The organism is Flavobacterium sp. AC274 (assembly GCF_979258275.1).
In genome coordinates this window covers 1,882,966-1,903,863 of the sequence record NZ_OZ409852.1, presented here as the reverse complement: position 1 = coordinate 1,903,863, position 20,898 = coordinate 1,882,966, and the positions used below count along the sequence as shown (strand labels likewise).

Annotated in this window: 20 protein-coding genes and 5 pseudogenes; 9 read left to right on the top strand and 16 right to left on the bottom strand. The window is 32.4% G+C overall.

Annotation, left to right across the window (positions count from 1 at the left end):
* Positions 1-173: 173 nt before the first annotated feature.
* Positions 174-683: a C40 family peptidase gene (locus tag ACZZZT_RS08965; protein WP_463460105.1), complete on the top strand. Its 510-nt coding sequence runs from the start codon at positions 174-176 to the stop codon at positions 681-683.
* Between the two features lie 191 nt (positions 684-874).
* On the opposite strand, the gene ACZZZT_RS08960 is transcribed toward ACZZZT_RS08965, so the two are convergent.
* The 3 genes from ACZZZT_RS08960 to ACZZZT_RS08950 form a co-directional block, all read right to left on the bottom strand.
* The gene (locus tag ACZZZT_RS08960) at positions 875-1,471 is read right to left on the bottom strand and encodes a L,D-transpeptidase family protein (RefSeq protein WP_463460104.1); all 597 of its coding nucleotides are present in this window, start codon (positions 1,469-1,471) and stop codon (positions 875-877) included.
* A 247-nt stretch (positions 1,472-1,718) separates the two neighbouring features.
* Positions 1,719-2,369, bottom strand: a complete 651-nt coding sequence (locus tag ACZZZT_RS08955) for a L,D-transpeptidase scaffold domain-containing protein (RefSeq protein WP_463460103.1) — start codon at positions 2,367-2,369, stop codon at positions 1,719-1,721.
* A gap of 188 nt (positions 2,370-2,557) precedes the next feature.
* Positions 2,558-2,974: a DUF1573 domain-containing protein gene (locus ACZZZT_RS08950; RefSeq protein ID WP_463460102.1), complete on the bottom strand. Its 417-nt coding sequence runs from the start codon at positions 2,972-2,974 to the stop codon at positions 2,558-2,560.
* A 172-nt stretch (positions 2,975-3,146) separates the two neighbouring features.
* Between ACZZZT_RS08950 and ACZZZT_RS08945 the strand changes: the two genes are divergently transcribed.
* The 4 genes from ACZZZT_RS08945 to ACZZZT_RS08930 all read left to right on the top strand — a co-directional run bounded on the left by ACZZZT_RS08945 (position 3,147) and on the right by ACZZZT_RS08930 (position 5,911).
* Positions 3,147-4,409 carry a sensor histidine kinase gene (locus tag ACZZZT_RS08945; protein WP_463460101.1) on the top strand — a complete coding sequence of 421 codons (1,263 nt, stop codon included), beginning with the start codon at positions 3,147-3,149 and terminating at the stop codon, positions 4,407-4,409.
* Positions 4,406-5,089 (top strand): response regulator transcription factor, encoded by a 684-nt coding sequence (locus ACZZZT_RS08940; protein ID WP_463460100.1) that lies wholly within the window; start codon positions 4,406-4,408, stop codon positions 5,087-5,089. Before ACZZZT_RS08945 ends, ACZZZT_RS08940 begins: the two co-directional genes overlap by 4 nt.
* A 58-nt stretch (positions 5,090-5,147) precedes the next feature.
* Positions 5,148-5,393, top strand: coding sequence for an MBL fold metallo-hydrolase (locus ACZZZT_RS08935; protein ID WP_463460099.1), 246 nt, complete (start codon positions 5,148-5,150; stop codon positions 5,391-5,393).
* An 80-nt stretch (positions 5,394-5,473) separates the two neighbouring features.
* Positions 5,474-5,911 (top strand): hypothetical protein, encoded by a 438-nt coding sequence (locus tag ACZZZT_RS08930; RefSeq protein ID WP_463460098.1) that lies wholly within the window; start codon positions 5,474-5,476, stop codon positions 5,909-5,911.
* 166 nt (positions 5,912-6,077) lie between these two features.
* Here ACZZZT_RS08930 and ACZZZT_RS08925 read toward each other — a convergent pair.
* The 4 genes and pseudogenes from ACZZZT_RS08925 to ACZZZT_RS08910 all read right to left on the bottom strand — a co-directional run bounded on the left by ACZZZT_RS08925 (position 6,078) and on the right by ACZZZT_RS08910 (position 10,141).
* A pseudogene (locus tag ACZZZT_RS08925) lies at positions 6,078-6,391 on the bottom strand (GIY-YIG nuclease family protein).
* Positions 6,392-6,466: 75 nt separating this feature from the next.
* Complete coding sequence (locus ACZZZT_RS08920; RefSeq protein ID WP_463460097.1) at positions 6,467-8,701, bottom strand: B12-binding domain-containing radical SAM protein; 2,235 nt, start codon at positions 8,699-8,701, stop codon at positions 6,467-6,469.
* 163 nt (positions 8,702-8,864) lie between these two features.
* Positions 8,865-9,899, bottom strand: coding sequence for an MFS transporter (locus ACZZZT_RS08915; protein WP_463462402.1), 1,035 nt, complete (start codon positions 9,897-9,899; stop codon positions 8,865-8,867).
* The gene (locus tag ACZZZT_RS08910) at positions 9,878-10,141 is read right to left on the bottom strand and encodes a hypothetical protein (RefSeq protein ID WP_463460096.1); all 264 of its coding nucleotides are present in this window, start codon (positions 10,139-10,141) and stop codon (positions 9,878-9,880) included. The genes ACZZZT_RS08915 and ACZZZT_RS08910 overlap by 22 nt, the downstream gene beginning before the upstream one ends.
* Positions 10,142-10,413: 272 nt before the next feature.
* Between ACZZZT_RS08910 and bshC the strand changes: the two are divergent.
* From bshC to ACZZZT_RS08895, 3 genes and pseudogenes are all read left to right on the top strand, one after another.
* Positions 10,414-12,002, top strand: a pseudogene (gene bshC, locus ACZZZT_RS08905) (bacillithiol biosynthesis cysteine-adding enzyme BshC).
* Between the two features lie 163 nt (positions 12,003-12,165).
* Positions 12,166-13,437 carry an acyltransferase family protein gene (locus ACZZZT_RS08900; protein WP_463460095.1) on the top strand — a complete coding sequence of 424 codons (1,272 nt, stop codon included), beginning with the start codon at positions 12,166-12,168 and terminating at the stop codon, positions 13,435-13,437.
* Positions 13,438-13,654: 217 nt separating this feature from the next.
* Positions 13,655-14,074, top strand: coding sequence for a nucleoside-diphosphate kinase (locus tag ACZZZT_RS08895; protein ID WP_031456090.1), 420 nt, complete (start codon positions 13,655-13,657; stop codon positions 14,072-14,074).
* A gap of 128 nt (positions 14,075-14,202) precedes the next feature.
* Here the strand turns inward: ACZZZT_RS08895 and ACZZZT_RS08890 are convergent, their stop codons facing one another.
* On the bottom strand, positions 14,203-14,499 hold the full coding sequence (locus ACZZZT_RS08890) for a DciA family protein (protein ID WP_042565220.1): 297 nt from the start codon (positions 14,497-14,499) through the stop codon (positions 14,203-14,205).
* Positions 14,480-14,920 carry a hypothetical protein gene (locus ACZZZT_RS08885; RefSeq protein WP_463460094.1) on the bottom strand — a complete coding sequence of 147 codons (441 nt, stop codon included), beginning with the start codon at positions 14,918-14,920 and terminating at the stop codon, positions 14,480-14,482. The genes ACZZZT_RS08890 and ACZZZT_RS08885 overlap by 20 nt, the downstream gene beginning before the upstream one ends.
* A gap of 230 nt (positions 14,921-15,150) precedes the next feature.
* On the opposite strand from ACZZZT_RS08885, the gene ACZZZT_RS08880 reads away from it, so the two are divergent.
* Entirely contained in the window at positions 15,151-16,215 is a 1,065-nt protein-coding gene (locus ACZZZT_RS08880) for a serine hydrolase domain-containing protein (RefSeq protein ID WP_463460093.1), read from the top strand.
* A 198-nt stretch (positions 16,216-16,413) separates the two neighbouring features.
* Here the strand turns inward: ACZZZT_RS08880 and ftsY are convergent.
* The 7 genes and pseudogenes from ftsY to ACZZZT_RS08845 all read right to left on the bottom strand — a co-directional run bounded on the left by ftsY (position 16,414) and on the right by ACZZZT_RS08845 (position 20,812).
* Positions 16,414-17,365 (bottom strand): annotated as a pseudogene (gene ftsY, locus ACZZZT_RS08875) (signal recognition particle-docking protein FtsY).
* 265 nt (positions 17,366-17,630) lie between these two features.
* Positions 17,631-17,783, bottom strand: coding sequence for a DUF4295 domain-containing protein (locus ACZZZT_RS08870; protein WP_007805819.1), 153 nt, complete (start codon positions 17,781-17,783; stop codon positions 17,631-17,633).
* A gap of 77 nt (positions 17,784-17,860) precedes the next feature.
* Positions 17,861-18,042, bottom strand: a pseudogene (gene rpmG, locus ACZZZT_RS08865) (50S ribosomal protein L33).
* 27 nt (positions 18,043-18,069) lie between these two features.
* Positions 18,070-18,306, bottom strand: a complete 237-nt coding sequence (rpmB, locus tag ACZZZT_RS08860; protein WP_008468080.1) for a 50S ribosomal protein L28 — start codon at positions 18,304-18,306, stop codon at positions 18,070-18,072.
* Positions 18,307-18,377: 71 nt separating this feature from the next.
* Positions 18,378-19,630: pseudogene (locus ACZZZT_RS08855) on the bottom strand (CinA family nicotinamide mononucleotide deamidase-related protein).
* 226 nt (positions 19,631-19,856) lie between these two features.
* Positions 19,857-20,201 (bottom strand): Hpt domain-containing protein, encoded by a 345-nt coding sequence (locus ACZZZT_RS08850; protein WP_463460092.1) that lies wholly within the window; start codon positions 20,199-20,201, stop codon positions 19,857-19,859.
* Complete coding sequence (locus ACZZZT_RS08845; protein ID WP_463460091.1) at positions 20,201-20,812, bottom strand: fumarylacetoacetate hydrolase family protein; 612 nt, start codon at positions 20,810-20,812, stop codon at positions 20,201-20,203. The genes ACZZZT_RS08850 and ACZZZT_RS08845 overlap by 1 nt, the downstream gene beginning before the upstream one ends.
* Positions 20,813-20,898: the final 86 nt, after the last annotated feature.

The following is a 20,898-nucleotide window of genomic DNA, read 5'->3' as shown; positions in this document are numbered from 1 at the left end:
AGGTTTTGAAAAAGATACTAAAACATCAAAAGGCAATAAAAAATCACCAAAATAATTATATCATTTTTACGTTTTATTATTCACATAAAAACCTCGTAAAGAACTATTGCTTTGATATTCAAAACCTACGCGCTATCTTTATAAATTAATGTTCTGATTCAACTTCAAAAAAAATGAAATCAAGTCTCTATATATTATTCTTTTCTGCCATTTTATGTTCTTCGTTTACTTGTAAAAAAGAAGATAAAACAGAGGCAATTCAAATTCAGAAACCATCAACTAAAATAGACCGCGATTCTATTATCAGTTACGCTAAAAACTATTTAGGTGTTCCTTATGTATATGCAGGAAGTGATCCCAAAAAAGGATTTGACTGTTCCGGATTTGTGAGTTATGTTTTTAAAAATTTCGGAATGACTTTACCAAGAAGCTCCAGTGGTTATAAAGATTTAGGAACTGCATTAAATCCTGAAGAATTTAAAGTTGGAGATATTTTAGTTTTTTACGGTTATAAAGACAGAACTGTTGTTGGTCATCTCGGCATTATTTGCGAGGCGAACGGAATGCAATCTAAATTTATTCACGCTTCATCTGGAAAAGTGCAAAGTGTGACTATTACTTCATTAGACACGGAACATTACACAAAACGTTTTTATAAATGTATTGATGTAATTTCTAAGTAAGGTATTTTTTTGCCACGAATTGCACGAATTATCACAAATTAAATATCATGCTTTTCCGCCCATAAAAATTGGTGGAAATTCGTGAAATTCGTGGCAGAACTTTTTTTAAATTTATTCCTCAGTCAATAATTTGATTAAACTATCATCTCTTTTATAAACATCTTTATAAAAATTCAAATTTCCGTCTCGATCTACCCAGGCGGTAAAATAACCAATGTAAACGGGAACTTTCTTTTTAGACTCACCCAGTTTTCTTTTCCTGCGTGCATTGCTTTATCAATTCTGGCAGGCGTCCACGAAGGATCTTGTTTTAAAAGTTCGATTGCCAATTCTCTTGGTTTTCCTACACGAACGCAACCATGACTAAAAGCTCTGTTTTCTCTTTCGAACAAACTTTTTGCCGGTGTATCGTGTAAATAAATATTATTTGAATTTGGGAATAAAAACTTCACTAAACCAAGCGAATTATTTTTTCCGGGTAATTGACGAACAGCGCCGTTATTCCACTCCAGATTTTTCTGAGCCAGGTAATTCTTGTTCTTAGCCATTCCGGGTTTTATTTCACTTTTAATGATACTTGGAGGAACATTCCAATACGGGCTAAATACGATATTGTTCATCATTCCGCTAAAAATAACGGTTTTATTCATTGTTTTTCCTACCACGACCGGAGATACAAATGCAATATCATGATTGCGAATTAAATACAATCTAAATTCCGGAATGTTCACTTCGATATATTCTTTTCCTTTTTCAAGTTCAGGATCTATCCATCGGCAACGTTCCATATTAGCAATTATGGTTTTGATTCTATCTGAAACAGTAACATTTAGCTCGGCAATATGTTCTGGTAAAATGGTATTTTTTGGAGTTAAACCGTGGTGTAATTCGTAAGTCCTAATAGCTTTAATTAAAGTAGAATCACATATATTACTTTTAGTATCTTCTTTAAGATCTCCGGTTACGTAAAGTCTTTCTCTTATTTGCCCAATTGAAGCTACGGAATCTCCTAATTTAAAACTTTTAAAATCGACATCAGTCTGGATGGCTTTCCATCCTCCTTTTTTTCAATTTCTCTGTATTCATGCAGTGCGTCACGAAGCTTATAATATTGACTGAACATCTTGCTCTTTTTATCATCGCTAATCGTAGCTTTGTTATAAATAGAATCTGAAAAAACCTGATAATTGACTTTTTTCTAGGCAAAAGCCATTCCAGTGCTCTTGAAGTTTTTTCATCTACTCCGGAAACTTTCTGAACGTAATAAAAATACAAGTTTGAAATCATTAAATCGGTATCTGATTTTGATAACTTATTTTCAACAGTATGTTCAAAAACTGGACTAATTTGTTCTTTATACGGGAAATTAGCTTTTAAACCTTCCTGATCTAATCCTTTGTATTTATTGAATAAGGTATTTCCGTACTCTACAACCCCTTTGTTGTCCAGCCACAATTGAGTCGATTTATTTTTCTTGTATAAAGCAAAAACCTCATTCTGAAACTTAATCAATTTAGGATATGTTTTATAAAAAGCAGAAATACCAGAACTATCGATTTTAATTTTCAGTTCAGGAATTACTTCCTCTGAAGGTTTTTTTAATATTTCTTTGCTTTCTTCTTTCTTGTTACAAGAAAAAACAGCCATAAGAAGCACAAAAGCAACAATCGAGTAGAAAAATTTCATAGTGATTTTTTCAATAAAAATAGAAAAGTTTTGATACAAATAACACTTTTACAAAAAATAAAATCACACACTTACGAACAATGTTTTTGATTCTATTTTCTCAAAAAACAATTTAATTATTAGGCATAAAAAAATTCCGGATACATTACATATCCGGAGTTTTCCCCTTTATAATCAACCTTTTATTTTTAAATAACCGTTCCTTTTAATGTCAGGATTTTTGGTGTTTCTTCTGCACTTGTTGTTACAGTAACTGTTTTTGTAAATGCACCTTTATTTGCTGCATTATAAGTTGCTGTTACTTTTGCTGATTTACCTGGTAAAATTGGCTCTTTTGTGTAATCTGTTGCTGTACAGCCACAAGATCCTTTTACATTGGTAATTACAACGGCAGTTTTTCCAGTATTTTTAAATTCGTAAACAATTGCTTTTGGTGTTCCTTGCGGAATCTCACCTACATCAACCGTTTCTGCTTTCCAAACTATGGTTGATGCTGCAATTGTATTGTTTTCATTTGTGCAAACTAATGACTGAACTGGCGCTATAGCAGAGAAAGACATTAATCCTAAAGCTAAAGCCAGCATTGAAATTTTGATAATTTTCATAATAAATTTATTTAAAGTGGTTTATGGTTAAATTTCCTTTATCAAAAGTAGTTTAGATAAAAACAATTCGCTGTTAAGCGGTTTCAAATGTTTGTTAACGACTTGTTAACGGATATTTTTCATTTAGTTTCTTTTAATTTTTAACTATATTACACTATCAAAATACTTTTCATTGAAAATAAATAAACTCAACAGTATCATTCTTTTAGGACTTATTGCTATCATAGGTATTTTGGTGGCACAATTACTTTGGACCAGAGAAGCCTTTACTTTAGAGCAAAAAAAGCTAAGCCAAAAAACCCATATTGCATTGCTTGAAGTGGCAAAAAAGCTCTACGAAGGCACCAATCACGAGTTACCGACACAGAATCCTGTTCAGAAAATTGCCAATGACTATTATATAGTAAATGTCGAAAATGATTTTGAACCTGATATTCTGGAATTTTACCTGAAAACGGAATTCAAAAAAATGAATATCACCACTGATTTTGAATATGCTATGTACAATTGTCAAAGTGACGAAATGGTATATGGAAATTATATTTCATTATCTAAACAAGAAAAAGGAAAACAATCCGTTTATTTTCCGAAGCATAAAAATCTCGTTTATTATTTTGCTGTTCGTTTCCCCAATGAAACATCTTATCTGTTTAGTTCGATGCGTTTTTGGTTTGTACTTTCAATCGTATTGATTCTTATTCTGTTAATTTATGTCTATTCTATTTTTACGCTTTTACAACAAAAAAAATATTCTGAATTACAGCGCGATTTTATCAATAATATGACGCATGAATTTAAAACACCGCTCTCTTCGATTTTAATCGCCTCGAAGTATTTAATTGAACAAAATCCGATTAAAGAAGATAAAAAACTGCATACTTATACAGACATTATTATAAAGCAAAGTCATAAATTAAATCATCATATTGAGAAAATTTTAAATACTTCAAAGTCTGATTATAAGACTTTGGAACTAAAAAAAGAATCTATTTTGATTGTTCCTGTTTTGGAAGAAACAATTGAAAATATTATATTAAAGTACCCAGAAGCAAAAATAAAAATAAGCAGTAAATCAAATGATTATAAAATTGAAACCGACGTTTTTCATTTTACCAATTTGATTTACAATTTATTGGACAATGCAGTGAAATATTGTAATGAAAACCCTGAAATTACGATTGAGATTACAGAAGAAAATCAGGTTTTAAAATTAGCTTTTATTGATAACGGAATCGGAATTTCGATTAAAAATATATCTTTAATCTTTGATAAGTTTTACCGAATTCAAAATGAAAAAAGCAATGAAGTCAATGGTTTTGGCCTTGGTTTATACTATGTAAAAGAAATTTGCAATTTGCAAAACTGGAAAATAAAAGCCGAAAACAACGAAATAAAAGGTGTTACTATCACCATATCAATTCCTTATAAAAAATGAAAAATTTTAAAATTCTTTATACCGAAGATGATGAAACATTAGCGTTTCTGACCAAAGACAATCTGGAACAAAATAATTACGACGTAGTTCATTGCTGTGATGGAAAATCAGGTCTGGAAGCTTTTAAAAAAGAAGATTTCGACATTTGCATCCTTGATATTATGTTGCCCAAAATGGATGGATTTGAACTGGCAACCGAAATTAGAAAAAGTAATACCGATATCCCGATTATTTTCCTTTCGGCCAAAACCTTAAAAGAAGATCGCATTAAAGGACTGCGTTTAGGTGCCGACGATTATCTCGTAAAGCCCTTTAGCATTGAAGAATTATTATTGAAAATTGGAATTTTCCTGAAACGTTCGCAGAAAAATAATATAACAGAAAGCATTGTTTATACTATTGGAAAATATCAATTTGATTTCACGAATTTCTTTCTTTTTAATGAAGATGAAAAAATAGGCCTTACACAACGCGAAGCGGAACTTTTAAAATTATTTTTTGATCATAAAAATATGGTTTTAAAAAGAGAAAAAATACTTTCCGCACTTTGGGGAAATGACGATTATTTTACAGGAAGAAGTCTGGATGTTTTTATTTCGCGTTTACGCAAAATTTTAATCAATGAAGAAGGTATTTCTATAGAAAACATACACGGTGTTGGTTTTCGTTTTAAGATGTAATTTATTGCTACTATTTATTTCAAAATTTTGTATTTTTAATATCTAAACTTTTTCAGATATGAAATTTCATCATTTAAGAAATGCCACTTTAGTTATAGAAACAGATGAACATGTTATTTTAGTTGATCCGATGTTAGGAAAAAGAAAAACGATTCCGCCTTTTACCATCTTTCGATACAAACCTAAAAGAAATCCATTAGTTGCTCTTCCTAAAAATAGTAGAGATATTTTAAGTAAAGTTACACATTGCCTGATTACACATTTGCATCCAGATCATATTGACAAAGCCGGCGAAGTTTTTTAAGACGAAAAAACATTCCGGTTACCTGCAGCATTAAAGATGAAAAAACACTAACAACAAGAGGTTTAAATATTGTTCAAAGTTTGAATTATTGGGAACCACAAGAATTTTTAGACGGAAAAATTACTGGAATTCCTGCTATTCATGGTTACGGATTTATTGCAAAATTAATGGGAAATGTAATGGGGTTTCATATCGAATTAGCAAATGAAAAATCAGTATATATTAGTTCTGACACTATTTTTACAGAGCATGTTCAAAAAGTTCTTGTTGAATTTAAACCTGAAATTGCCGTTGTAGCCTGCGGAACTGCACGACTTGACATTGGTCAGCCTTTATTAATGCGAATGAACGATATTTTGAAATTTGTTGCTTTAGCACCAAATCAGGTTTTTGCAAATCATTTGGAGGCTTTAAATCATTGTCCGACAACTAGAAAAGAATTAAGAGAAGCTTTATCTGAAAATGATCTTTTGGATAAAGTTTCGATTCCTGAGGATGGGGAAAATGTTTCTTATTGAATTAAAATTTTGTTTTAAATTTTGTCAATCTTTGTCGAGCTACTTGCGGAGATTCCTCCTCCGTCGGAATGACAAACTTTGTGACAACTTTGTGTAATAAACTTAGATAATACGCTCTGTATGTCATTCCGACGGAGGAGGAATCTCCGCAAGCAACTCCGCAATACTATTCAAATAAATAATTCAAAAAATCGAAATCCGGATTACTTGTTTTTATCAGTTCTAATTTTTTTCTCTCCTCCATCCTTTAATTTCTTTTTCACGAGTAATTGCATCCTGAACCCATGTAAACTTTTCGTAGTAAAGTAAAAACTCAACAATATATTTTGAAGCAAAAGTTTTATTCTTTAATAAAATATTTTCTTTATGTTGATTCAGCCTTATCCTTAAGTTATTTGTAACTCCAGTATAAAAAACCGTTTTGGTCTTATTAGTTATAATATAAATATAATAAGTATGAAAACCTTCTTGAAATTGCATAATTAATGAATTCTTATTCTGATATAAAAATAAGAAAATTCTTTAATTTAAAATTTTATTTACGATTAAAAAAATCTACAAAATCAGCAACCCAAACTCACGTAAAGTATTAATTGGTTTTGAATACCAAAACAATTCAAAATCATCTAATTGAGTTTCAAAGTCGGCTTTTATTTCCTGGAAAGTATAATTTTTACCGTTTGAGATAGCGATCTTTTTTAAGATATCAACCAGCCATTCTCCTTCATTTTTATTGGTTTGAATGTTGAAGCTTTCTTTTTTATCATGAAAAGTAAAAGTCATCATTTCCCAGGTTTGTCCTTTTTTTGATTTTGTGAAATATTCAACAGAAGGTCTTCCGCCCAACCAAATCACTTTTGCATTTGGTTTTGTGTTGAAATCGGCATTCTCTTCTAACGCATTGAAAATAAAATAGGGATCAATTTTAGTTTTCGGAATTTTAAAGTCGAACCAATCCTGAAGTTCATAATCAAAACAAATTCCGTGCATGAAATTAAAAAGTGATTTCTTTAATCCAAAACTAAATTTATCGTGGTTGATTCCTGTAGAATCGGTGTAATCAATATCATTATTGGCAAAAGTTCCAATGGCTTCTGTTGTTTTTGTTACACCAAATTTCTCCGGATATAAACCAACCGGACTATGTGCTGTCATCGCAAATTGATGCCAAAAACCAGATTGCAGAATTCCGGCTTCGAATAACTGACGAACCATTTCTAAACTGTCAATTGTTTCCTGAACAGTTTGTGTTGGATACCCATACATTAAATAAGCATGAACCATGATTCCGGCTTCGGTAAAATTTCGGGTTACCTTTGCAACTTGTTCAACCGTTACGCCTTTGTCAATTAATTTTAATAATCGGTCTGAAGCCACTTCTAATCCTCCGGAAACGGCAATACAGCCTGAAGCTTTTAGCAATAAACATAAATCTTTAGAAAAACTTTTTTCAAATCGAATGTTTGTCCACCACGTTACGGCTAATTTTCTGCGTATAATTTCTAATGCCAGAGCACGCATTAAAGCTGGTGGCGCAGCTTCGTCAACAAAATGAAAGCCATTTTGACCCGTTTGCTGCATCATATCTTCCATTCGATCACACAACAAATTAGCCGCAACAGGTTCATACACTTTGATATAATCTAAAGAGATATCACAAAAAGTACATTTTCCCCAATAACATCCGTGCGCCATTGTGAGTTTGTTCCAGCGTCCGTCGCTCCACATTCTATGCATTGGATTTACGATTTCGATAACAGAAATGTATTTATCCAAAGACAAATCAGAATAATCAGGCGTTCCGACTTGTGCTTGTTTATAATCGTGTTTTAAGGAATTGTTTTTATAAACCACTTTTCCATCTTCTAATAAAAAAGTTCGCTTATATGAATTGGCATTTGGGTTTTCCAGATTGAAAATTAATTCTTCAATTGGCACTTCGCCATCATCTAAAGTAATAAAATCAAAGAATTCGAAAACGCGAGCGTCAGAAAGAGAACGTAATTCGGTATTTGGAAAACCGCCGCCCATTGAAATTTTAATTTCCGGATGGTTTTGTTTTATCCATTGTGCACATCGAAAAGCGCTGTATAAATTCCCCGGAAAGGGAACAGAAATCAGGAAAAAAGTTGGTTTTATAATTTCAATTTTTTCTTTTAAAATCGAAATTAAAATTGAATCTATATAAGTTGGTTTCTGCTGTAAAGCTTCATAAAGTTCATCAAAAGAATTGGCGCTTCGGCCTAAACGCTCTGCATATCGGCTAAAGCCAAAATTTTCGTCGACACATTCTACAATAAAATCCGAAATATCTTCAAGGTATAAAGTCGCTAAATGTTTTGCTTTATCCTGCGTTCCCATTGTTCCAAAAGCCCAGTCAAGTTCTTCCAATTGGGCAAAACGAGAAGCTTCGGGCAGAAAATCTTCCTGACAAATTTGCAATGCCAAAGTTGGATTTTTTCCCTGCAAAAACTGAATTACAGCATCAATCGTTTTAATGTATTCATCTTGTAAAGCAAAAATACGTTTTGAATTATCGGAGATTTCGTTTCCAACAACCTGACCCGAGACTGAAAGTCGAACTGGCGGAGCAAACCTGAAACCTGAAAATTCAAACAAATCAATTAAACCTTTCTTCGAAAACAATTCTAAAATCACATCAATACCCAAATCTGCCTGAACCGATTCGATATTTTTGGTATTTAAAAACCCTTTTATATACGCAGTCGCCGGATACGGAGTATTCAGCTGTGTAAAAGGAGGTGTAACGATGAAGAGTTTGCTTTTCAAAAGAATTATTTTTTTTGCAAAAATACGGGATATTTGGAGACTTTTTGTGAAAAGATTAAAAGGAGTTTTTAGTTTCATTTTTAAACCACAAAGTCCGCAATCCCTATAGTTATCGAAGTTGTGGACTTTGTATATGTTTTTGCAAAACTTTGTGGTTAAGATCCTAAAACTTATGCTCCTCTTTACTAATTACCAAAAATGAGATCAAAGAAATAAATCCTGCTCCCATTAAATAAAAACCTACATAACTCACATTATATGTTGATGCCAGCCAAATTGCAATCATAGGCGCAAATGCCGCACCCAAAATTCCAGCCATATTAAAAGTTAATGATGCTCCCGAATAACGAACATTTGTTGGAAACAACTCTGACAGAAAAGTTCCTAACGGGCCATAAGTAAATCCCATTAAAGACATTCCGATACAGGCAAAAGTCGTAACCAAAACAATATTACCAGAACTTAAAAAGTAAGAAAAGAAGAAGCCAAAAACAGCTATAGCTGCTGTAGCTATAATAAGCATTTTACGACGGCCTATTTTATCTGCAACTACAGCCGAAACCGGAATAAAAAGGGCAAAAAACAATACCGAAAATAATTGTATTAATAATCCATTTCTTTTAACAATTCCTAAATCTGATGTAGCCCAGCTCAATGTAAAAACGGTCATTAAATAAAATACCAAAAAGGTTGTAATGGCAGAGAATGTCCCGAAAATCAATTGGTTTTTATAGGATTTAACCAGCGTTAAAAACGGAATTTTCACTTCTTCATGCGCATTTTTCGAATTTTCAAAAGAAGGTGTTTCTGTAATTTTAGTTCGGATATAAAAACCTACTACCACCAAAAGTGAACTGGCAATAAACGGAATTCTCCATCCATAATCCATAAAATCTTCATTGCTCATTGAATCTGTTAACAATAAAAAAGTTCCTCCTGAAAGCAGTAATCCTATTGGAGCTCCCAATTGCGGAAACATTCCATACCAGGCACGTTTATTCGGCGGTGCATTTTCGATGGCCAATAAAACAGCTCCTCCCCATTCGCCTCCTAAACCAACACCTTGTCCAAATCGGCAAAGCATTAACAATAAAGGAGCTGCAACACCAATACTGGCATAACTTGGCAAAAACCCAATGGTAACTGTTGAAATACCCATTGTTAGTAAAGCAGCTACTAAAGTAAATTTACGTCCAATTTTATCTCCATAATGCCCAAAAAAGCAGAACCCAAGGGACGCGATAAAAAGGCAATTGAAAAAGTAGCTAAAGATTCCAGAGTTGCCATCGTCGAATCTGCACCCGGGAAAAATAATTGTGGAAAAACCAATACTGCTGCATTGGCATAAATATAAAAATCAAAAAACTCGATTGTGGTTCCAATTAAGGATCCAAAAAGAATATGTTTTAAGGAATTCTTTTGGGCAGGATTATTTTTCATGCAAAATTAGGTATATCTTTTTTTGATTACAAAAATATAGTTTCGTTATGAATATTTCACATTTAGAACAATTAGTTTCAACACACTTATGCTTTTTTAACAAATTAGACTTATTTTACATTTTAAATAAATTTGAATTTAATCAAAACTAAAAACTTGATTAGATGAACTTTAAAACAAAAAACGAAAATCAAATCTTAAGCATTCGTTAAAAACACTTTTAAGTATATATTTTCATTAAATTTACAGCTGTCAAAAATAAATCTAAAATTATGCCCACCGACTGTATCAGCTACCAAAACTCAGGATATTTCTCTAAATTGATACAAGATTACTTAGATCAAAAACCCGAACTACAACCTCTATACAATCATTTTCCAACACTGGAAAACTTTGAAAAACAAATCGTTGAAAAACAATCGAATTTTAATAACAACAACCGAATTCCGCTTGTTGCCACTTTAAAAAAGCAACATCAAAACATTGAAATTTCTGATTCTACGAAGCAAAATATCGAGCTTCTGTCACTAGAAAATACTTTTACAATTACTACAGGACATCAATTAAATTTGTTTAGCGGTCCGCTGTATTTTTTATATAAAATTATTTCAACGATTAATCTTACCAAAGAATTAAAATCAAAATATCCGACATATAATTTTGTTCCCATTTATTGGATGGCAACGGAAGATCACGATTTTGAAGAGATCAATTATTTTAATTTTAAAGGAAAAAATTCAGATGGAATAAAGAAAGTACCGGTCCTGTTGGCAGACTTTCGACAGAAGGTTTGGCAGAGTTTTTCGAAATTTATTCCTTAGAATTAGGTTCAAGTACGAATGCCGGCGTTTTGAAAAAACTTTTTGAAGAAGCTTATTTAAAACACGAAAACCTTGCTGATGCTACACGTTTTTTGGCCGATAAATTATTCTCTAACTACGGTTTAGTAATTCTTGATGCTGATGATGCCGATTTAAAACGTGCTTTTATTCCTTTTGTAAAAGAAGAATTAGAAAATCAAACTTCTTTTAAAGCTGTTCAGCAAACGATAGAACAATTTCAGGATTATACTGTTCAGGTTAATCCACGTGAAATCAATCTATTTTATATTGAAGATGTTTTGCGTGAGAGAATTATTTTTGAAAATGATAAATACTTTGTAAACAACACTAAAATTTCATTTTCAAAAGAAGAAATTTTAAAATTATTAGAAAGTAATCCTGAAAAATTTAGTCCAAACGTAATTATGCGTCCGCTATATCAGGAAATTATTCTGCCTAATTTATGCTACATTGGCGGAGGCGGAGAAATTGCATATTGGCTGGAATTAAAATCATTTTTTAATGCCGTAAACATCACTTTTCCGATGCTTTTGGTTCGAAATTCAGTTCTCTTAAGCACCGAAAAACAAGCTAAAAAAGCTGATAATTTAAATTTAAGCTGGAAAGACCTGTTTACAAAACCTGCTGATTTAGTTAATACAATCACACATAAATTATCTGCTTTTCCTATTGATTTAACGTCACAAAAAGAAACGTTGGAAAAGCAATTTGAATATCTTTACGAATTAGCACAGCAAACCGACAAATCATTTACCGGAGCTGTAAAAGCACAGGAAGTAAAGCAAAAAAAGGGTTTAGAAAACCTTGAAAAAAGGTTGTTAAAAGCACAAAAACGAAAATTAGATTCAGAATTACAGCGCGTTACAGATTTACAATGCGAGTTATTCCCGAATCAAAGTTTACAGGAACGTCAAGCTAATTTTTCTGAATTTTATTTAGAAAAAGGCGAACAATTAATTCCGCTTTTAATTCAAAAACTAAAACCATTAGAAACGAATTTTAATATAATTATGATATAAAAAGTTTGCCACAAATTACAACTTATTCATTCTTGTAATTTGTGGCAAACAAAACAATAAAGTAATAATCATCAGAATAAATAACCACCTCTTCTGAAATTATTGCCTCTCTAAACCAAATAGTAACCTTTTAAAACAAAAACTAACCTATTACAAAAAAACTATGACCAGAGAGCGCTTGATTTCATTGGATGTCTTCAGAGGATTAACTATTTTATTAATGACTATTGTAAATAACCCCGGCGATTGGGGGAATGTTTATCCACCACTTTTACACGCCGAATGGCACGGCTGCACCCTAACAGATTTGGTGTTTCCTTTTTTTGTTTTTATTATGGGAGTTGCAGTTCCGCTTGCAATGCCAGATAAAATCTACGACCAAACAACTTTCAATAAAATTTTGGTTCGTTCCTTACGAATGTTCTGTTTAGGGATATTTTTCAACTTTTTTAGCAAAATACAATTATTTGGACTGGAAGGAATTCCACTTCTAATCGGTCGTTTAGCGATTACAATTGCAGTTGGTTATGCCTTAATGGGGAATTTTAGTTCAAAAGTCAAAAACATTCTGGCTTTTTCTATTCTATTTATATACTTATTTTTAGCCTATAGCGGAATTGAAGCGTATCACGACGTACGTCTTCCAGGAGTTTTACAACGAATTGCCATTGTGTATTTTGTAGTTTCTCTGTTGTATTTAAAAACCTCTCAAAAAACACAAATTATAACAGGAGCTGTTTTATTATTGGGTTATTGGGCGTTAATGACGTTAATTCCTGTTCCGGGAATTGGTTTTGCCAATCTGGAGAAAGGAACCAATTTAGCAGCATGGCTTGATAGCGTTTTATTAAAAGGTCATATGTACCGCGGAACCGTAACTTGGGATCCGGAAGGAATTTTAAGTACAATTCCTTCAATTGTAAACGGAATTATCGGTTTATTAATCGGCCAAATATTAATGCGTGAAATATCTAAAACGCAAAAAGCTACAAAAATGGCCATTGCTGGTATAGCACTTATTATTGCTGGTTTACTTTGGAATATTGTTTTTCCAATCAACAAATCAATCTGGACAAGCAGTTACGTTTTATATACCACAGGATTAGCAGCCACATTTCTATCAATCTTATATTATGTAATTGATATTGCTGATTATAAAAAAGGATTTAAACCATTTTTAATTTGGGGTGTAAATCCTATGATTGTGTTTTTTACTTCTCAGATTATTCCACAGGCATTAGTAATGATCGAATTCCAAAATCCGCATAATCCTGAAGAAAAAATTAATCTTTTAAGTTATCTGTACGGTTTCGGAATTGCTCCATTCTTCAGTAATCCAATGGCAGCTTCTTTGGCAGGCGCATTGGTTTACGTTTGCATCTGGACATTCATTTTATGGATATTCTACAAAAATAAACTGATTTTCAAAGTCTAATTATTTCTTTTCACCATATAAGTTATATAAGTTCATTTTAGTAATGCTGCATATTTTTTAGATCTACAATCTATACGCAAGTAATTAAATGAACTTATATAACTTATATGGTTTAAAAAAATTACTCAAAACATCATTCTGTAGTGTTTTAATTATGAATTTATTAAAATCAATTCATAAAAAAGTCTATTTTTGCACAAAATTTAAAAACACAAAAATGGCAACAAATAGAACTTTTACAATGATTAAGCCAGATGCTGTAGCAAATGGACACATCGGGAATATCTTAGCAATGATTACAAACGGAGGTTTCAAAATCGTTTCATTAAAATTAACTCAATTAACTGTAGCTGATGCTAAAGCATTTTACGCAGTTCACGCAGAAAGACCTTTCTACGGAGAATTAGTTGAATTCATGTCACGCGGACCAATTGTTGCTGCAATTTTAGAAAAAGACAACGCTGTAGAAGATTTCAGAACTTTAATTGGAGCTACAAATCCAGCTGAAGCTGCTGAAGGAACTATTCGTAAAGCATATGCAACTTCTATTGGAGAAAATGCAGTTCACGGTTCTGATAGCGACGAAAACGCTGCTATCGAAGGTGCATTTCATTTTGCTGGAAGAGAGCAGTTCTAAATTTTAGATTTCTGAATTTAGATTTTAGATTAAAATAAAAAATCCCGTTTCAAATTGAAACGGGATTTTTCTTTATAAGCTATTTACAAAGTTCAGCCAATCTAAAATCTGAACTCTAAAATCTAAAATTATCTAAGAACAACCTCTTTAACAACCTCTCGTCCTAATTCCTCATTAATCATTTTAACGATTTTCGATTTTCCGTGACTCAATTCTTCTCTTAAAACTGCCGATCCAAGTTCAACATACAACGTACTTCCCTTTAAAACTACATTTTTTGTATATGTGTTTACACCATTCCCCATCAATTGTCTCCAGGCTTCTTTTACATCAATCTGATCCATTCCCGGCTGCAATTTATTCACCTGGATAATCTGTTGCAAAACAGCCCCAATCGTACTTTCGTTATTTAGTCTTTTTGCCATCGTTTAAAATATTTATTGGTCCTGCTTTTTTATAATGATATTCTTTATCCTGATCATTCTTTACCACAAACGTTTCATCAGAAATTGAAATTAATTCCTCGCTCCACTTTGCGTAATCTGTTTTATAATCCAGAAAAGTTCCTTTATCTGTAAATCTAACCGAAACATTTTCAAATGTATCCGTTGTTAAAAAGGTTCCGTCAAGCTGCGCCATCACTTTCGTTCGGGTTCCTTTATTTCCTTTCATCTGAAAAAAATCAAAGTTCTCATTCATTCCATACGCCTTTTCTTCGCCTTTATCAAAAACCACTTTTTCAATTTCCCAATAACCATTTAGTTTTGCAATATCCGCAGGTTTAATTTCTTGCTTACAGCTTACAAACAAAAGCGACAAAACCAAAATAATAAAGGTATTTTTCATATAATAAATATTTATAAGGAGCTATTTCCCGCTGTCCTTCCAATCTTTTGTGCTGAACCCCAGCACAAAAGGATTTTCCCTCCCATCGGGGCTAGGGCTCCAGTTTTCAAAATAAAATTTAGTGAACTACAAAGTTAACTTTATATCACTCTAAAAGAAATAAAAATTCACAAAACCCATTAAACTATTTTACATATTTTTGGTCAAACCCCAAACCAAAACCAAAAAACATGACCAAAACTATTTTTAGCGTCCTGGCAATCTTATTTTTAGCAGGATGCAGTTCAGATCCAACGGAACAAACACCGGCAGAAACTCAAACCATGTACTTTCCTCCTTTAACAGGCAATACTTGGGAAACAAAATCTATTTCAGATTTAAAGTGGAATCAAAACGCTGTTCAGCCGCTATTAGATTATTTAGAACTCAAAAATTCTAAATCCTTCATCATCCTTGTAAATGGCCGAATTGTTATGGAAAATTACTTTAACGGACATTCTGCCGCCACAAATTGGTATTGGGCAAGCGCCGGAAAAACTTTAACTTCTACAATAACAGGAATTGCTCAGCAGGAAGGTTTATTAAATATCAATAATAAAGTTTCACAATATATAGGCACAGGCTGGACAAGCGAAACATTAGCAAAAGAAAACCTGATTACCTGTAAGCATTTATTAACCATGACATCAGGTCTTGACGATAGTACAGATGATGTCGATCCCGCAAGCTTAATTTATAAAGCAGATGCAGGAAGTCGTTGGGCATATCATAATGTATATGTAAAATTGCAGGATGTTGTCGCTGCAGCAAGCGGACAAACCTGGAGTAATTATTTCAACACCAAATTAAGAGATAAAATTGGCATGAATGGCAATTGGGTTCAGATTGACGTAAATAGTGTTTATACCAGTACATCAAGAAGTATGGCACGTTTTGGACTTTTAATGCTTAACAAAGGAAAATGGGATAATACCCAAATATTAAATGAAACTTATTTTAATGAAGCAACAACAACTTCACAAAACGTCAATTTAGGATATGGTTATTTATGGTGGCTAAATGGCAAAACTTCTTATCATTTACCACAATCACAACTCACTTTTTCCGGAAGTATAATACCAACTGCACCAAACGATATGTTTATGGCTTTAGGCAAAAACGATCAGAAAATATATGTTGTTCCAAGCAAAAACATGGTCATTATCAGAATGGGAGACGCTGCAGACGATGTCAACTTAGCCTTATCTGATTTTGACGAAACTTTGTGGGAGAAAATTAGTGCGCTATATCAGTAATTAACGTTTAGTACGTAATCTTTTCAGGATTCCCATAAAAAATAAAATCAAACCTAAAACCAATAAAACGTAGTAAAAAGACAAACTTTTGTCTCGCAAAACGTTTGCTAAAACAAAACAAACAACGCTTCCGAAATAAAAAGTAAGAGGCGTTATATTTTTTAAAGAAGAAAAACTCATTGAATTATCTGAAAAATATTATTTGAAAAAACTATCTACAAATTCGTATTTATTAAAGACCTGTAAATCCTCAATTCCTTCACCAACACCAATATATTTTACAGGAATTTGAAACTGATCTGAAATACCAATAACAACACCGCCTTTTGCAGTTCCGTCAAGTTTAGTTACAGCTAAAGATGTTACTTCTGTTGCTGCTGTAAATTGTTTGGCTTGTTCAAAAGCATTTTGCCCAGTAGAACCGTCTAAAACCAAAAGCACATCGTGAGGCGCATCAGCAACAACCTTTTGCATTACGCGTTTTACTTTGGTTAACTCGTTCATCAAATTGATTTTATTATGTAACCTTCCGGCAGTATCAATAATAACAACATCTGCATTTTGAGCAACTGCTGATTGCAATGTATCAAAAGCTACAGAAGCAGGATCACTTCCCATATTTTGTCTTACAATTGGCACATCAACACGATCTGCCCAAACTTGCAATTGATCTATCGCAGCAGCACGAAAAGTATCTGCAGCACCTAAAACTACTTTATAACCCGCTTTTTTGAACTGATAAGCCAATTTACCAATAGTAGTTGTTTTACCAACTCCATTAACTCCCACAACCATTAAAACATAAGGTTTTTTATCTTTCGGAATTTCAAATTCGGTTGCTTCGCCTCTATTGGTTTCAGATAATAACGCACCAATTTCCTCACGAAGAATCTGGTTTAATTCTTCTGTTCCTAAATATTTATCTTCGGCAACACGTTTTTCAATTCTTGAAATTATTTTTAAAGTTGTGTTTACACCAACATCAGATGCCACAAGAATTTCTTCAAGATCATCTAAAACATCGTCATCGACTTTAGATTTTCCGGCAACAGCTTTACTTAACTTTGAAAAAAGTAGTTTTTGATTTTTCAAGACTTTTGTCTAAAGTCTCTTTTTTATCAGTAGAGAATAATTTTTTAAAAAAACTCATTATTGTATATAGTATTAGATTGTTAGACTTTCGGATTATTAACGATCCAAAGCCTGAAAACTTAAAAAAGGCAATTTTGTTTTTAAACTAATTTAGATATTGTAAAATCTTTTATCCTAATAAAGTTAAGAATAAAAGATTGAAGTAAAATCATAATTTTTTGTTTAAAAAACCCAATTTGGGCTTCTCTAAATTTTAGACAAATATAAAAATAAAAAAGCTACTTTCGGAATGAAAGTAGCTTTTCTATATACTGTAATTGTTATTATTTCTTTTTCAAGAAAGTATCAACTTCTTCAGGAGCCATAATAGATTCTACGAATGTATATGCACCAGTTTTTGGAGATTTTACCATTTTGATGGCTTTTGATAATCTCTTAGAAGATGTTTGTAACGATGCTACGGTTTTCTTTGCCATGATTCAAATGTTATTTGAAGTTTCTTATAAAACTCGAAATGGCTAAACCATTTGAGATTTACAAAAATCTCTAATTATTACTTAATTTCTTTGTGAACAGTTACGCGTTTCAAGATTGGATTAAATTTTTTAATCTCTAATCTGTCCGGAGTATTTTTTTGTTCTTAGTTGTAATGTATCTAGAAGTTCCTGGAACACCAGAAGTCTTGTGCTCAGTACATTCTAAAATTACTTGGATTCTATTACCTTTCTTTGCCATCTTGCTATATATTTATTTAGGAAAAGATTATTTGATAAATCCTTCTGACTGTGCTTTTTTCAAAACAGCAGTGATTCCATTTTTATTAATTGTTTTTATCGTAGATGCTGCTACTCTAAGAGTAATCCATCTATCTTCTTCTGGAAGATAAAAACGCTTTTTAACTAAGTTTACAGAAAATTTTCTCTTAGTTTTGTTCATAGCGTGAGAAACGTTATTTCCTACCATCGCTCTTTTACCTGTAAGGTCACAAACTCTTGACATTATACTTATCTTTTATCGTTATTCAAAATCAGGGTGCAAAGAAAAGAAAAATAAACCATTGTAGCAAAAATTTATTGCACATTTTTTAAAATTTCTTTCTGTAATATTTCTAAACTCTTAATCGAAGCTCTATCTATCACTTTTTCACGTGGTTGGCCAAAATTAAATTCTTCAACAATTATGTCATCCGGGGTAGCTAAAGCGATAAAAACAGTTCCAATTTCAGCATCTGCATCACCTTTTGTCGGTCCGGCGTTCCCGGTTGTTGCAATTGCATAGTCTGTTTTAAGCATCTGTTTCACATTCAAAGCCATAGCCGATACCACTTGTGCACTTACTACCGAAAATTCGTCTACTAAATCTTGCGAGATACCGAGAACATTAACCTTTGCCTCTGTCGCATATGAAACAACACTGCCTTTAAAATATTTTGAAGCTCCGGGAACTCCCGATAAAATCGAAGCAATTTTCCCTCCAGTAAAACTTTCAGCCGTTGAAATTGTTTTCTTTTGCCTCGTTAAAATCTTCCCAACCACAGATTCTATGGTTTCATTTTCTTCGTAACCTACTATAATATCGTGAATTATCGAATCTAAAGATTTTACATTAGATTCGATTGCTTCTTCTAATTCTTCTTTATTAGTTCCTCTTGCCGTTAATCGTAAACGCACTCTGCCCGGATTTGGCAAATAGGCTAATTTGATAAAATCAGGCAAATTATTTTCCCAATCCTCAATACGTTCTGCAACTAAACTTTCACCTTGTCCATACGTTAAAATTGTTTTATGAATGATATAAGGTCGTTTATATTCACGAACTATCTTTGGTATTATTTCCTCTTCAACCAAATATTTCATTTCATACGGAACTCCCGGAAGCGAAATAAAGACTGTATCTTCTTTTTTCATCCACATTCCCGGCGCCGTGCCCACTTTGTTATGCAAAACAGTACATTTTGACGGAACTAAAGCCTGATCTTTATTTAATTGTGAAATTGGTCGTTTATAAAACCCTTCGATTAATTCCGTTACGTGAGCCAAAACTTCAGGATTTACAACTAACTGATCATCAAAATATTCGCAGAAGGTTTTTTTGTAACATCGTCTTTTGTTGGCCCTAATCCGCCGGTTACTATTACAACATCGACTTTGTTTTGAAGTTGTGCGAAAGTATCTAAAATATGTTTTTTATCATCGCTTATCGAAATCATTTCTTTGGTTTCGACTCCAATTCGATCGAGAGATTTTGCAATAAAACCAGAATTTGTATCCACAATCTGACCTATTAAGATTTCATCTCCAATTGTAATAATAGTTGCTTTCATATGAGTAGAGTGTTTTACTTACAGCAAGGTAAGTCATTATTAGAAAGTAGGTTCTCCTTATAGAAACGATTTGCGTGAGGGGTAGAAACGGCATCCTTTTGTAGCACAAGAGACAACACGTTAAACGAAAATTTTTCGGAACAAAAGATATAGTGTCCCTGAAATTTCGGGACGTCCCTATTTTTTACCTAAATTAAAAAAGGGCAAAAATAGGAACACGCCCAAATTAAACATCAAAGTCTTTTTTGATTTCTTTGATGGCATCTTTTACTTGTATTTTTATACTTTTAAAAGTTTCAACAATTTCTTTTTTCTTGCCTTCAGCTTTTGTCCAGGCTTCAACCTGAAGAATTTCTTCAAAAGCAACATTTAAACCCAACAAATCTAATGTTGGTTTAATTTTATGCGCATAAGCATAAGCATATTTATGATCCTTCTTTTTAATTCCTTCTTTGATTTGTTTTAGATCTTCAGGAACTTCGGTAACAAATAATTTAAGAATTTCGTTTACAAATTCAGGATCATTATCTGAAAGCGCATACACTTTCGAAAGGTTATATTTTAAAGCCATTATTTTACTTGTATTCTAAATAATTTTTTATCTTCTAAAAAGCCTTCTAAAACATCGTTTGGTTTAACTGCCGCAACACCTTCCGGCGTTCCTGTAAAAATGATATCGCCTATTTTTAATGTAAAGAATTGTGACACATATGAAATAAGCTCATCAATTTTCCAAAGCATATGACTTGTATTACCTTTTTGAACTGTTTTTGCATTATTTGTCAGTTCAAAACTAAGATTTTCCATCGAAATAAAATCAGTTTTAGGTAAAAAATCTCCAATAACTGCGGAACCATCAAAGGCTTTTGCTTTTTCCCAAGGTAATCCTTTTTCTTTTAACTTAGCTTGTAAATCTCTGGCAGTAAAATCAATACCTACACTAATTTCATCATAATATTTGTGTGCAAACTTAGGCTCAATATATTTTCCTACTTTGTTAATTTTTACAATTATCTCAATTTCGTGATGAATTTCTTCAGAAAATTCAGGAATTACGAAAGGATGTTGCTTTAACAAAACTGCTGAATCAGGCTTCATAAAGATCACTGGTTCTGCCGGTCTTTCGTTTTTTAATTCCGCTATATGATTGGCATAATTTCTACCGATACAGATTATTTTCATTTCTTTATAAGTTACTAAGGTTCTAAGTTGCTAAGATTCTAAGAAAATATGCAAAAAAAACTCAGCATCTTAGAACCTTAGCAACT